The sequence below is a fragment of the Hymenobacter defluvii genome, assembly GCF_017589435.1.
Taxonomy (GTDB): domain Bacteria; phylum Bacteroidota; class Bacteroidia; order Cytophagales; family Hymenobacteraceae; genus Hymenobacter; species Hymenobacter profundi.
In genome coordinates, this window is sequence record NZ_JAGETX010000010.1 from 58,647 (window position 1) to 70,336 (window position 11,690).

Annotated in this window: 12 protein-coding genes; 4 read left to right on the forward strand and 8 right to left on the reverse strand. The window is 53.4% G+C overall.

What is annotated here, in order from left to right; all coding sequences use genetic code 11:
* Window positions 1–209: 209 nt before the first annotated feature.
* On the forward strand, window positions 210–656 hold the full coding sequence (locus J4D97_RS16350; protein ID WP_208308500.1) for a DUF3592 domain-containing protein: 447 nt from the start codon (window positions 210–212) through the stop codon (window positions 654–656).
* A 1,261-nt stretch (window positions 657–1,917) separates the two neighbouring features.
* A complete protein-coding gene (locus J4D97_RS16355) occupies window positions 1,918–2,250 on the forward strand; it encodes a hypothetical protein (RefSeq protein ID WP_208308501.1) in 333 nt (110 codons plus the stop codon).
* A gap of 242 nt (window positions 2,251–2,492) precedes the next feature.
* On the opposite strand, the gene J4D97_RS16360 is transcribed toward J4D97_RS16355, so the two are convergent.
* The 6 genes from J4D97_RS16360 to J4D97_RS16385 form a co-directional block, all read right to left on the reverse strand.
* Window positions 2,493–3,212, reverse strand: coding sequence for a hypothetical protein (locus J4D97_RS16360; RefSeq protein ID WP_208308502.1), 720 nt, complete (start codon window positions 3,210–3,212; stop codon window positions 2,493–2,495).
* Window positions 3,213–3,485: 273 nt separating this feature from the next.
* Window positions 3,486–3,899: a VOC family protein gene (locus J4D97_RS16365; protein WP_208308503.1), complete on the reverse strand. Its 414-nt coding sequence runs from the start codon at window positions 3,897–3,899 to the stop codon at window positions 3,486–3,488.
* Window positions 3,900–3,987: 88 nt separating this feature from the next.
* Window positions 3,988–4,683 (reverse strand): helix-turn-helix transcriptional regulator, encoded by a 696-nt coding sequence (locus J4D97_RS16370; protein ID WP_208308504.1) that lies wholly within the window; start codon window positions 4,681–4,683, stop codon window positions 3,988–3,990.
* Between the two features lie 485 nt (window positions 4,684–5,168).
* The gene (locus J4D97_RS16375; RefSeq protein WP_208308505.1) at window positions 5,169–5,627 is read right to left on the reverse strand and encodes a hypothetical protein; all 459 of its coding nucleotides are present in this window, start codon (window positions 5,625–5,627) and stop codon (window positions 5,169–5,171) included.
* Between the two features lie 303 nt (window positions 5,628–5,930).
* Entirely contained in the window at window positions 5,931–6,773 is an 843-nt protein-coding gene (locus tag J4D97_RS16380; protein WP_208308506.1) for a toxin-antitoxin system YwqK family antitoxin, read from the reverse strand.
* Between the two features lie 241 nt (window positions 6,774–7,014).
* Complete coding sequence (locus J4D97_RS16385; RefSeq protein WP_208308507.1) at window positions 7,015–7,404, reverse strand: hypothetical protein; 390 nt, start codon at window positions 7,402–7,404, stop codon at window positions 7,015–7,017.
* A gap of 441 nt (window positions 7,405–7,845) precedes the next feature.
* On the opposite strand from J4D97_RS16385, the gene J4D97_RS16390 reads away from it, so the two are divergent.
* Entirely contained in the window at window positions 7,846–8,535 is a 690-nt protein-coding gene (locus J4D97_RS16390) for a hypothetical protein (protein WP_208308508.1), read from the forward strand.
* Between the two features lie 356 nt (window positions 8,536–8,891).
* On the forward strand, window positions 8,892–10,133 hold the full coding sequence (locus tag J4D97_RS16395; RefSeq protein ID WP_208308509.1) for a BamA/TamA family outer membrane protein: 1,242 nt from the start codon (window positions 8,892–8,894) through the stop codon (window positions 10,131–10,133).
* A gap of 415 nt (window positions 10,134–10,548) precedes the next feature.
* Here J4D97_RS16395 and J4D97_RS16400 read toward each other — a convergent pair whose 3' ends face one another.
* Both J4D97_RS16400 and J4D97_RS16405 read right to left on the reverse strand, forming a co-directional pair.
* Complete coding sequence (locus J4D97_RS16400; protein WP_208308510.1) at window positions 10,549–10,995, reverse strand: MarR family winged helix-turn-helix transcriptional regulator; 447 nt, start codon at window positions 10,993–10,995, stop codon at window positions 10,549–10,551.
* Window positions 10,996–11,038: 43 nt separating this feature from the next.
* Entirely contained in the window at window positions 11,039–11,410 is a 372-nt protein-coding gene (locus J4D97_RS16405) for a VOC family protein (RefSeq protein ID WP_208308511.1), read from the reverse strand.
* Window positions 11,411–11,690: the final 280 nt, after the last annotated feature.

Below are 11,690 nucleotides of genomic sequence, written 5' to 3' on the forward strand. Positions count from 1 at the left end.
TAAATAAGCTCAAAACTACCACGATTCCGTGACGTCGCGTATAACTAAATATTATGATAAGCAACTATTTTGTGAAATCAAGTGCCTTGCCCTCTTTAGACAAATATACCTTTCGTATCATTTTACCTGCATCATTCTTGCTACTCTTCTCCCGTCGAACCTGCTTGCAGTTCGGTTCAAGAATGACTTCCTATTTACCTACATAGCCTTTGTTCGAGCCTTGGTCGCGCTACGCTGCAGCGCTCTTTCTCCTCTTCGTATACCTACTCTATCTGTATAAGAGCTGTGTCTTACTGCGAAAGCGGTATCAACTCCAGCGTAACGGGCTCCGAACCACGGGCTATGTAGTGGCGCTACCGCTATTCGATGCACAGGAGTCGCTGTACAATCCTCAGATCAAGTATGTGGTTGCCGGGCAGTCCTATTCTTTAGTTGCTATCCTGCGCTATACTCCTTCCGACAAGATCCCGCGTGTCTTTCCGATCCTATATGACCCTGCCAACCCAGGCCGAGCCGAAGTGGATTCCTGGTGGACCCTGTATGGGGCCAAACTCCTAGAATTAGCAGGCTTTTCCTTCGCCGCCACAATCCTCTTGTTGCAACTGTTTGCTCCAAGCCTGCTGCCATCACTTGGACCGAATGACCCTGCTTATTAAAATAAAAGCTTGGAGAATGTAGCAGCTACTTACTTGTCCTAGAAGTCCGCTTATGTAAAGCAGCTGAAAATCGTCTTCAAAATACGGTCGAATATTGGAGAGATTGTCATGACTAGTATTATTAGAGAATACCCCTTCAACATGCAGATACGCGAGATTGACCAAGAGATAACGGATTATGATTGGTATGGGGTAGACCCCCAGGGCCATCTGGTTCACTTTACCTCTGCTGGAGGGGTGCTGCCACCGTCAGTAGCGGCTTCCCACGAAGCGCTAGCACAAGTGCAGGCCTACTTCCGCGCCTTACCGATACGGTCTGTACTCGTACACCTCAACCCAACGCTTGAACAGCTAGTAGCAGGCGTAACGGATTGGAGAAGGTACACGGAAAGCTTCGCAAGCTCTGCCCAACGGGGACTATTTGCCTTCGATAAAACGGCGGCAACGCGCCTAGACCAGCACTATCATTTAGTTGCTTCTCCCCACCAAGCGCTCTTGTTGCAGGAATTGCCACATGCTATTGCAAACGTGGTTTCGCGCACTCGCCTACCGGATGTAGTACTTGGTTGTACAGTACTGGATGGGCAGCGTATTCTGTAAATGCTTGTAGTTACCCTGCCATACTTTTTATAAGCGGACTTATCAGACACAAGAATACAATGGTCTATTCATGGTTAGAGCCTTGGACTGCCTTACCGGAAGGGTCAAAAAGTACGTTTCGACATCAACTTCAGCAAGAACTAACGCCTCTACATCCGCTTTATGGAATTCCGGCCTTACCAATCGGTAAAAACAGTGGTACAGATGATGTGCTGTACCAATTACCTGACCAGCACTTTGCCGTTGTTCATTTAGTCTGGACCAGCCGAGGCGATAGTACATACCCACGAACTGATTTGTTCGAGAATTGGAATGCCTTTGTCACGCAACGGATGGAGCCAGACAACTTAGATTATGAATCGTAGTGATTTTGTATATTTTCTTTGATTGCACTTTTGAATTTAGCGCAGCAGCATCGCAGAAAAGTTGATTTACATAACATTGCTTCTCGGACGAGTCTTGAAAAAGTAGTGGTTTCTGGTTCACTTGTTTGCAATTGTCAGCAGGCTACTTTGGAGTGTACTACTAGAGATGCCACTCTTGGGGCTTCTTCGCTCTCTATTGCTAGCTGCACCTGGGAGGAAGGTTGCAGTGTGTTTGAGCTATCTTAACCAAAACTCCGTAAGAGAAGTGTCTTTCTTCCACTCCCATTTTTCCTGCTATGCCTACGCTGACGCTACGCCGCTCGCTGCTCACCGCTCTCCTCGTGGGGGGAGTGACGATTGCCAGTAATGCCCAAGGGGTGCCCTCCTTATCGACGAAGCTCCCTTACCAGTACCTGCAGGGCAAAAAAGCCGATGGTGGCAGAACGTTCGCTCCCTCGAACAATCTTGCCTTCTACCTGCTGGACGGAACACCCGTTACCCGCGAGCACCTGCTGACCATCGCCCCAGCGCAGATTCAGGCAATCAGCATCATCAAAGATAGTCTCGCACTGGCCTCCTATGGTCCGCGTGCGCGGCATGGGGCGGTCCTGGTTACGACGAAGAAGTAAGCGAGAAGGGGAGCTTGCTCTTCTTGCGTGATCACACCACATGCTGTAGCGGGGTGACCAGTCAGATCGAACTGTAACGTTTTACAAACGCAGGGTTATCAGGTATTACGCTTCCTTGCTATGCCTTATAACACCTGACAATCCTGCGTGTACTAAACGTTATAAACTTAACAATACTGCTTGGCGTCAATTGGCGTCAATAGGTATGCCTAGGTACTTCTCTTGAATTGCCTAGCAACGGTTTAGGCGATCCAAAGTCCTTCCGCCTGCTTGATGTGCCAGCGACCATTTACTTTTTCTATCCACAACACCTCCCCAAACCCACAACGCGCTCCACACTGCCAGCCATAGGCGAGCAGCGCCTGGTCTTGGTGAGCATTGAACACTATGGAAGAGAGGGTGACCGTCCCCGCTGCCTCATGGGCCTGCTGAGCAGCAGGCGACGGTAGCAGCTTAGCTGTGCAAAGCTGGAACTCCTGCGCCTGCATATGCCGCTGGATCGTGTTGAGACTATCTAACGCTGCTTGCGGCGACTGCGGCGCCAGCGCCGTGATCAGTGCCGCCAAACGTGCTAATACTTTCGGTCCAGCTTGTAAGGAAGTAAATTGGGTCGGCAAATCGGCTAACTGCGTTTTATAAGCGTCTGTGGTACGCAGATAGAAGGTCTGAAAGCGGGCGGTATCCTGATAGAGCTGATGCTGGAAGTGGACTTTTTGCGCCTGGTACCACAGTGAATCGGTAGCGGTGGGCTCCAGATGATCGATAGTAGCAAAGTGTTGCCAGATTACCTGCCGGTCTTCCCGCGGTAGAAACGCATCATGTAAGCGCTGTTCGATCAATTCAATGACCACGTCATTGTACAGCTGCTTGGTAGGATCCGTATGCGTAGTGGGGCATAGCCGAAAGTCGTTTGACCCGCAAGCAGAACAGAACACTAGCAGAACACAGAAGAAAGGACGCATCGGCACCAAGAAAGCAAGTAGGCTCGCGAATAACGAAGAAATACTGTTTTTATATACCAGTATCTGCTAAGCATAAATATGCTATTCCCAAGGTCTCCCTTATAAGAAGAATTATGTGAAGGGATAAAGCACAGACCGTCTGCTAAGGCTAATTTAGCAGACGGTCTGTGCTTTATTTTATTGCTGCCTTTGCCGGTAACGCCGCTTTACGCTAGTCAATGTGGGGTAGCAGGGCTCGCCAGGAGCTATTCCACACCACCCACGTTTACAGGGCTACGCTGGCTGATGGGCAAACTTTTCAAGGGCCGCAGGGGTGAGGGGCATGAAAAAGTTAACCAGGTTGCCATCGGGGTCACGGAAAAGCAACGAGCGGTTGCCCCAGGGCATGGTGGTCGGAGCCTGCACGAGCGCGTCGCCCAAATACGTGGCCAGGCGCCCGTAGTCGGCATCCACGTCGGCTACCCGAAACTCGATGATAGCCGTGCGGTTAGCGGCGGGGCTCGCCACCAGTCCGCCGCCAAAGGGGGCCAGGGTGCTCGTGTCGCCGATAGCCAGGGTGCCCCCCAGCGTGCGTAACTCGCCAAAGCTAGGCGTGGCGCGGACTAGCTGCTGGCCGCTCACGGTTTCGTAAAAGCTGGCCAGGCGCTCGAAGTCGGCGGTAATGAGGCGAACGGACGTGAAGTTCATGCGAAAATAGAAAAATGGTTGTGGCCGCAAAGCACGCCGGCCCCACTGACAACCCTATGGCAGTCCGTTTTGGCAAGGTGTAAAAAAATTACGCCGCAGGGGGCAGGTTGAGGCTAGCTAGGTAGTCGGCCAGCGAGAGGGGCGCTTGGTTGGTAAACGGCCGCTCCGTTACCGCTAGGTGCTGCACCCGCGCTAGCCGAAACTCGCGGTATGCTTGGCGCAGTTGGCACCAGCCCACCAGTTGCCAAGTAAAGTTGTAGAACACCAGCCCGATGGGCTCTACGTGACGCTGGGTGCTGCGACCTTGCTTATCACAGTAGTCTAGCGCCAGCACCCGGCGATTCGCTAGGGCTAGCTGCACAGGCGCTAGGTAGGCGAGGTGTCGTTCCTGGTACTCGGGCACACTCAGTCGGATGCCCGTAGCCAGATGGTCTAAGGGCGCTTGCGCTGGTCCGCGCAGGACAGCGCGTACTTTGTGTAGAGCCGCTGCCATGTGCGGCTGTACGGAGTGGTCCGTGAGGGTTGTGCCCAACGCTTCCAGCAGCAGCAGCGCGTGGGCCTCGTCGGCGGTGAAGTTAATCGGGGGCAGAAAGTAGCCTTGCACGAGAAAATAGCCTCGCCCTGTCTCAAAGCTCACGGGAATGCCCTGCTCGCCCAACGCGCTAATATCGCGGTACACCGTGCGTACACTAATGCCGAAATGCGTGGCGATGTGCTCAGCCGGTGTGTACCGACGGGCTTGCAATAAGGTTACGAGGCCAAAAAGCCGGTCAATCCGATTCATGTGGGTAATGAGGAGGTTGCAAGCGCTAGCGCAAAGTAAACCTAAGTACAAGCGGCCAGAAAGGTGCACCTTTCTGAAGCCCTCTCTGATGAGTGCTAAAAGCTACCCTGTGGGGTGCCCCAGCAGCTCAGGAAGTAGGTTCTGAATCATTAGTAGAACACCGGTACTTTCTGACCCAACAGGTGCGTTCGACCCCCCCCTCATAAAACGGACGTGGCTGTTGCAGAACCCGTAAATAAGCGCGGCAGCCGCACTAAGCCCCGGCTAAGCAATGGTAAATGGTGCATTTGGTGGACTTCTTAGCTCGATTTGACCCGCACCGACCTCCCGTGAAAGTGTCGGGCCGAGTTCTGCAACAGCCACATCCCTTTACTAAATGTTATAGACCAACTTATATGTTGTACAGGGGCGTTTACAGAATGTAGAGAGGATTACCTGATTTAAACCACCGCCTTTCTAGATCAATTGAAGCAGAAGCAAAAGCACTAAAAAACCACCTTTCTGCTTTCTCCATTAATGTATTCCCGATGGTCAACCGATTTTAATTGGCCGTTGTGGTCTGGCGAAAACGTGGTTACCGTCGAATCAGGAATCACCCACTGTTTACCTCCCCACTCTACAACTCCTCGTGGACCATGATTCCGCTTTTTAAACAGCAAGTAAGGACCGTTGATGGCGTATGCTCCTGTTATCTGAATTTCTCCCTGACGGGTAATGCTTTTTAAAAAACCACTACACGGCTGTTTTGCACCAGAATTGGTGCGTGTGACCATAAAGTAGGTGTTATCAGCATCGTCGTCATGCGCATATGATGTTTTAAGGGTAATGTCGTAGCGGTACTTGCCGATGAGCACGTGGCGCACGGGACTTATTCGCCACGTCAGGCCCATACCACTGATACCACTGAGCACAATCACAGAAAGCGAACAGATTATAAGTCTCATAGTGTCTAGTAATAAGTACCCAACTAGCTGCCAGAGAGGTAGGGGGTAAGAAACCCGGCTACGATTTAAAGTTTACGAAATAGCCCGCGGAGATACGTTTTGTAAGCATCCAGATTGAAATCTGATTTCTTGCAAAAGTACCAAGAACGGCCAGTGGTGGCGGTAGAAATTAAATGCTTTTATTCCAAGACGGGTCCGAGAAGCAATCTTATGTAAAGCAACTTTTCTAAGAATGCAGGTTGATCGTTTACCTAGCTAATTTCTTCCAAAGTTCTATTTCGCTCCATCTACAGATTGTCAGTACTACTCGTGTATCGGTTTGCGCACCAAGAAGCGGTGCGAACTAGAGAGTTGATCAACGGATAATGAATCTTTTGGGAGGGCATCCCAGGGACTACCCGGCTGAAGAAACTTGTAGGCGAAGGTGTTGATCCCACTACGAGTGGGCAGGTAGGCAAAGTAAAACCGGCCGTCTGGACTCTGTGGTACCACCAGAACAGTATCCAGCAAGGGATAGCGATCAGCCGCTTTCCTATCCAAGCCTAATCGCCGGCCAACCAGCAGGGTCGCCTTATTGGTCAAGGAGTAGCCAAAGCGAATCGACCCTTGGTATTTCTCTCCCCAAGCAATCGTATCCCTCACTTCCAGTATAGGACTCAAGTGGCCAGCGTCCGCGTGGCCCTCCGAATCATACGTCTGCATGTAGAGGTGCTCACCATGCAGATCGTAGGTATGGCTTTCCGTCCGTTTGCCCGTGGAATCGAAGAGCACCGTGCACACAAAGGGTCGGTCCTTCGCGTGTTGTTGCACTTCTTGCAGGATCCCATTGCGGTAATAACGCCACGCACCAGTGAGAGTATCATGGGTGAACAGGCTGCTGTCTCGTAGGCGGCCATTCGGATAATAAAAACGCGTCAGGCCAGTACGCTTGCCCTTTGACCATTCCGCGATAGATTCGATGGCGCCAGAAGGATAATACCGAGTAGTCCGACCATGTAATTGCTGGCCTTGTAGCGTGGCGGCCACTTTGAGCTTTCCGTCGGGATAAAACAGCTTCTTAACAGAGATCTGTTGGCCGTCTTGGCAGCTAGTGCAGCACAACAGACCAGTACTCAGGAATAACAGCTTGCACCAATGAGTGATCAAGATTGGTTGAATAAGTGTTGATTTGACGTATCCGATAAGTCCGGTGGCTGTTGCAAAACGCAACCTATAGTTTAAGACGACAAGAACCGAGCCTTCACCTAGTGAAAACGGAGGCGCTAAGCTACCTTTTAAGCTCTCCTAGGCACCAGATCTGCTAGTTGAATCCACTACAGAGACTTTTGCAACAGCCACCTTTACTTATGGGACAACAATTCGCCTAGTCATTCTACCCAGAATCGTATTAGTTGCGGATTGGTGCCTCACGCTGCGCCTGCTTTCTGAACAGGATGACATGCAGCACAAGTAGAAAAGGTACTGCCAGGAAAGTAGGAGCCCAGTATGCGCGAAGAAGCGAATTATGTGCAATTAGGGTAAATGGATTATCAAGCTTATAATTCCAGTAAGCAGAACCCAATGCCTGATACACTGCCCCGCCAAGCATTGCATAGGGCACCCACATGAACACCCAGCGGATCCAATAGCGGCGCAAGCCGCGCATCACCCCGACAAGCAACGCGGTGGCTATGGCTATCCATATTACCTGAGGAATCCACCATATAACTGTTAATATCCAGTCCTCCAACGTCTCATTACCGGAGGGGAGCAGGAGTTGAAGGACCATGGTGAGCATATGCTTATTTAATTGTAATAGGTTTCTGGCCGGTCGGTTGCCTGGGGTGCGGTCAAATCTAGCGTGTGCAACGTATCAGGTTTCACTATCTGTTGCTCAGCTAGATCTGGTAAGCTTAGAAACACCCTATAAGGCATTGCAAAGAAAGTAGTTGCCCGAACTGAGGGAGTTAGCTCACAGGAGTTTGATGAAGCTGCTCCTCTTATGGCACGAGTTCACACAGTGAGTAAACAGGATTATAGCTGTAGTGGGAAACTACAAATGGTGTGGGGCCTCTCTAGTTTTCATCCCTTTACATAACATTAGTTATAAGCGCTACCACGGAATAGTTACTGCTTTCGCCTTACCACCGCTACTCTAGAATTGTAGTATTTTGCCGAGGCAAGCTCTTCTAAAAGTACCTTACATTATTTGGATCTCCTACCATTTAGCTACTCCGCAATGGCACGTCTCTGTGTATTACTTGATGCCGAAGAATTTTGCTGGGATGTAATTCCGGACTGGGAACGCAGCTTTTCTATTTGCTTTGCTACCGATGATTTTGCTCAGGTTGCAACTGTTGGAGATGTGTGGGCCGTGGTGGAGAAACGACTGTTAGAACGTGGGCCACTAGCTCTAACTACACCTTGTACGTCACAACGGACATTTTACCGCTTGCGCCAAGCCATGACGTCTCTAGGGCAAGCTCGTGCTGATATCACTCCAAGTTTAGACTTGCCTAGCTTGTTTCCGCTCAAAGCACGACAGCAGCAGTGGAAGCAGTTGCGAGAAGAAAGCGCGCTGCCATTACCAGCATTGCACGTTTCGGCGACGATGTTTGGACTACTATGGGCTGGAGCTACCACGTGTCTGCGGCTATTATTTCCTCAATGGTGGATGGCGATTGCTGGGGGACTAGGGATAGCGTGTGTAGCAAGTAGCTATTCTTTTGTAAAAATGGCTTTGCCAGCTGCTACGCTGGGTGAGTTGACTTCTATGATGGTCTCATCGCATTATACAGCCCTTGCTCACTCACAACCCAACCGGCAGGAAGTGAAAAGCCTAGTGTTAGAAGGGTTAGCTCGTTGCGGCGCGGAGAAAGAACAACTCAAGGCGTATGAACTAAGGGACGAGACCGTATTATCCTGGTAGCTTATCTCCCTATACTACCGTGGCATTGCTGCTGCACGGCTTGGCTCTCACTTTGTTGGCCCACTTGGCGCTGTGCCTCCTGCTCTAGTTGGGGTTGAGTGCCTTCATGAATCCACGGAAACGCTTCACCTCTTAGACTCCATAACATTTATTAAAGGGACGTTTATAAAATGATACACGGGTATTTTCGCTACTACTAACCGGTTCCCTTAGGCAGGAAGCGTCCTTGCTGTCTGTTTTACTAGACTACCTCCGCCTTGACCACGGCCCCCGAACGTGGTCGGTGTTGCCCACCACGTTCGGTTCGGAAGTTCCTTTTCGCCCTACCTTCGGGGCAAATCAGCTCCAGTAGGTGTATGAACATATCTGTAGGCGCGCTCCGAACGGTTTTGCTGGCTGCCGGAAGCATACTAGCCACTTTCCCGGCAGCAGCCCAGCAACTACCCGCCGACTCGCTCCGCGGCCCTACGGCGGACAGGCCAGTGGCGCCGGCCGATACCAGCCGCTCGTTGCTGGACCGCGTCCTGGATGTATTCGAGTTCGACCTCAACCGGCCCGCCGTGGCGCAGCGCGGCGCCTATCCGACCCGGCTGGTGCTGGCCCCTATCCTCTCGTATGCCCCCGAAACCAGCTGGGGCGCGGGAGTAGGCGCTAAATTCCTCTTCAAGCCCCAGGCAGCCGGCACCGATACCCGGACCTCCAATATTCCGGTCTCGTTTCAGTACACGCTCAACCAGCAGTACATTTTGTATTCGGGCTACACGGTGTTTTTCAACCACGAAAACTACCTACTGCGCGGCAACCTGCGGCATTCGAGCTTTCCACGGTTGTTCTACGGCGTGGGCAACCACACGCCCAGCGCCAACGAGGAGTTATATGACTACCGCTACACGGTGCTGGAGCCGCTGCTGCTGCGGCGGCTGGTGGGCAAACTGTTTGTGGGCGGCGGCGTGCGCCACGTGCGGGTGAGCGACGTGCAGTTGGCCCCACAAAGCCTGTTACTCGATGACACCGGCCAGCCGCGCGCAGCCGGCGCGCGCGGCGCCGTGAGCACGGGCCTGGAAACGGCGCTTACCTACGACACACGCGACAACGTACTCAACGCCCAACGGGGCATGCTGGCCGACATCACCCACGGCTGGTACGGTCAGAAACTCGGGGGGCAGTTTCGCTACGAGCTGACCCGAATCGACGTGCGGCAGTATTTTCAGTTGGCGGGCCCGCGCCGGCCCGTGCTAGCCTATCAGGTGTTTGGCTACCTGTCTTCTGGCAACGTGCCGCTGCTGGAACAAGGGGCATTGGGGGGCAATGAGTTGATGCGCGGCTACTACGAAGGGCGCTACCTCGACCGCCACTACGCCGCTGCTCAGGTCGAATATCGCCAGCCGCTCACCACCCGCTTGGGGGTGGTGGGCTTTGTCAGCGCCGGGCGGGTAGCCGCGCGCCTGCGTGATTTCGATTTCCAGGGCCTGCATCCGGCGGCGGGCGCGGGCCTACGCTTCAAGCTAGTGAAGGCCGAAAACCTGAACGTGCGCCTCGACGCGGCCTTTGGCGACGCGGGCGGCACCTTTTATTTCAACGTGGCGGAGGCCTTTTAACGGCTGCTCTGGCACGGGTGATCCAGCCCCCGGCAGGTAGCTCTTGCCGGAGCGACCACGCCTGGCACACCCTTTCTACGCTGGGGGGCAGACAAGCAAACGATCAGTGGCTACCACGCTGTCATCGCCCGCGGATGGTCCGCAGCACTTAATGTGAAATGCTTTCGAACACAAGTAGTACCACACATGATCCTGCGTTTAAGTAATGATACAAGCTCGACGCTAGCGCTTTTCAAGCTGAATGCTCGGCGAGTGGACCCTTTCTTCAGCTGCGTTTACGTATTGATACACGACGACAACAGGCGGGTATTGCTTGGTCGTAGTTAACCGGTTGGTCCACAGCTAACAGAATAGAATAGCGCTCGCTTTTCGACAGAAGGCAGCGTGGGCTTCCCCCTCAAGGCCCTTCCTGATCCTAGTCCATTAGGCGGGACAGCAACTGGTTGAACAGCCCCGCCTCCGCCTGCAGGGGGCCAAAGAACTGGGCGTCGGCCTGCGCCATCACCGCGTGGGCTTGCCCCAGCAAGCGCTCACCCACATCGGTCAGGCGCAGTTGCTTGGCCCGCCCGTCCTGCGGGTGGCTGTGGCGCTCGACCACGCCTTTGCCCTCCAGCGTCTGTAGCACTTTGGAGGTCATCATCCGGTCGGTATGGGCGTAATCAGCCAGCCGCTGCTGGGTCACGGCTTCTCCCTGCCGACTCAGCCAGTACAAGCCGGCCAGCAAGGAGAACTGCGTCAGTGTGAGGCCGACCGGCCGCAGCTGCTGGTTCATGCGCAAATGCCAGCCCATCGTGACCTGCCAGAGCAGGTAGCCGGTGCTTTCCTCGGGCTGCTCGTAAGAGAAGATGGGTTTCTCGTTCATGCTCGTCAGCGGTCAGATCGTCTGAATCCGTGGTAAGGTTCGTCTAGGGGGCGGGCGTTTCTTGCAGGGTCAGCCAGTAGCCGTCCGGGTCGGCAATAATGGCCGTGTTGCCAAAGGGTGTGGCCTGCAGGCCGCGAAGCAGGCGGGCTTGGCCTTCCAGGCGCTCCAAAAAGGCCGCCAGCTCGGGCACACCAAACCAGAGACTCACCCCCCACCCGAGCTGACTGGTGGCCTGCAGGTCCACCAGCGGTTTGCGGATGGCAAACAGGGCGCCGCTCTGGGTGGCGAACAGGCAGGCGTCCGGGGGCGACTGCGGCAGCGCTTGGAAGCCGAAGACTTCGGTGTAAAACTGGCGCGAGGCCTCCAGGTCGCTTACTTGGAGCGAAACAAAGCCGAGTTGGGTAGGGGTCGACATGCAGATGATGATTAGTTAGTAGTCACGACTACAAATATAGGCAACGCACTTGAGATTTCGTTGGAGCACTTGGTACTAGTCGCTTTACCTACTCGCTTTCTCCCCTACCTGCAGCCGGTGCAAAAGCAGATCAACTTCCGGCTGGCGCTGTCTAAAAACAATTCACCGTACTTCTACCCCCACCCTGCGCCAAGCAGGCCAAGACGACAACAGGATCATTCTTGCCATCGGCTGGCGCCCTTCTGGACGTTTCAGGAGCGGTTGCTTCTAGACCAACACG

Bases quoted from the DNA above. Each gene is read 5' to 3' on its own strand.
- J4D97_RS16370 (WP_208308504.1), bottom strand. From the start codon at position 4,683: ATGAATCGGATTGACCGGCTTTTTGGCCTCGTAACCTTATTGCAAGCC.
- J4D97_RS16390 (WP_208308508.1), top strand. From the start codon at position 7,846: ATGGCACGTCTCTGTGTATTACTTGATGCCGAAGAATTTTGCTGGGAT.
- J4D97_RS16365 (WP_208308503.1), bottom strand. From the start codon at position 3,899: ATGAACTTCACGTCCGTTCGCCTCATTACCGCCGACTTCGAGCGCCTG.
- J4D97_RS16360 (WP_208308502.1), bottom strand. From the start codon at position 3,212: ATGCGTCCTTTCTTCTGTGTTCTGCTAGTGTTCTGTTCTGCTTGCGGG.
- J4D97_RS16395 (WP_208308509.1), top strand. From the start codon at position 8,892: ATGAACATATCTGTAGGCGCGCTCCGAACGGTTTTGCTGGCTGCCGGA.
- J4D97_RS16375 (WP_208308505.1), bottom strand. From the start codon at position 5,627: ATGAGACTTATAATCTGTTCGCTTTCTGTGATTGTGCTCAGTGGTATC.
- J4D97_RS16355 (WP_208308501.1), top strand. From the start codon at position 1,918: ATGCCTACGCTGACGCTACGCCGCTCGCTGCTCACCGCTCTCCTCGTG.
- J4D97_RS16400 (WP_208308510.1), bottom strand. From the start codon at position 10,995: ATGAACGAGAAACCCATCTTCTCTTACGAGCAGCCCGAGGAAAGCACC.
- J4D97_RS16405 (WP_208308511.1), bottom strand. From the start codon at position 11,410: ATGTCGACCCCTACCCAACTCGGCTTTGTTTCGCTCCAAGTAAGCGAC.
- J4D97_RS16385 (WP_208308507.1), bottom strand. From the start codon at position 7,404: ATGCTCACCATGGTCCTTCAACTCCTGCTCCCCTCCGGTAATGAGACG.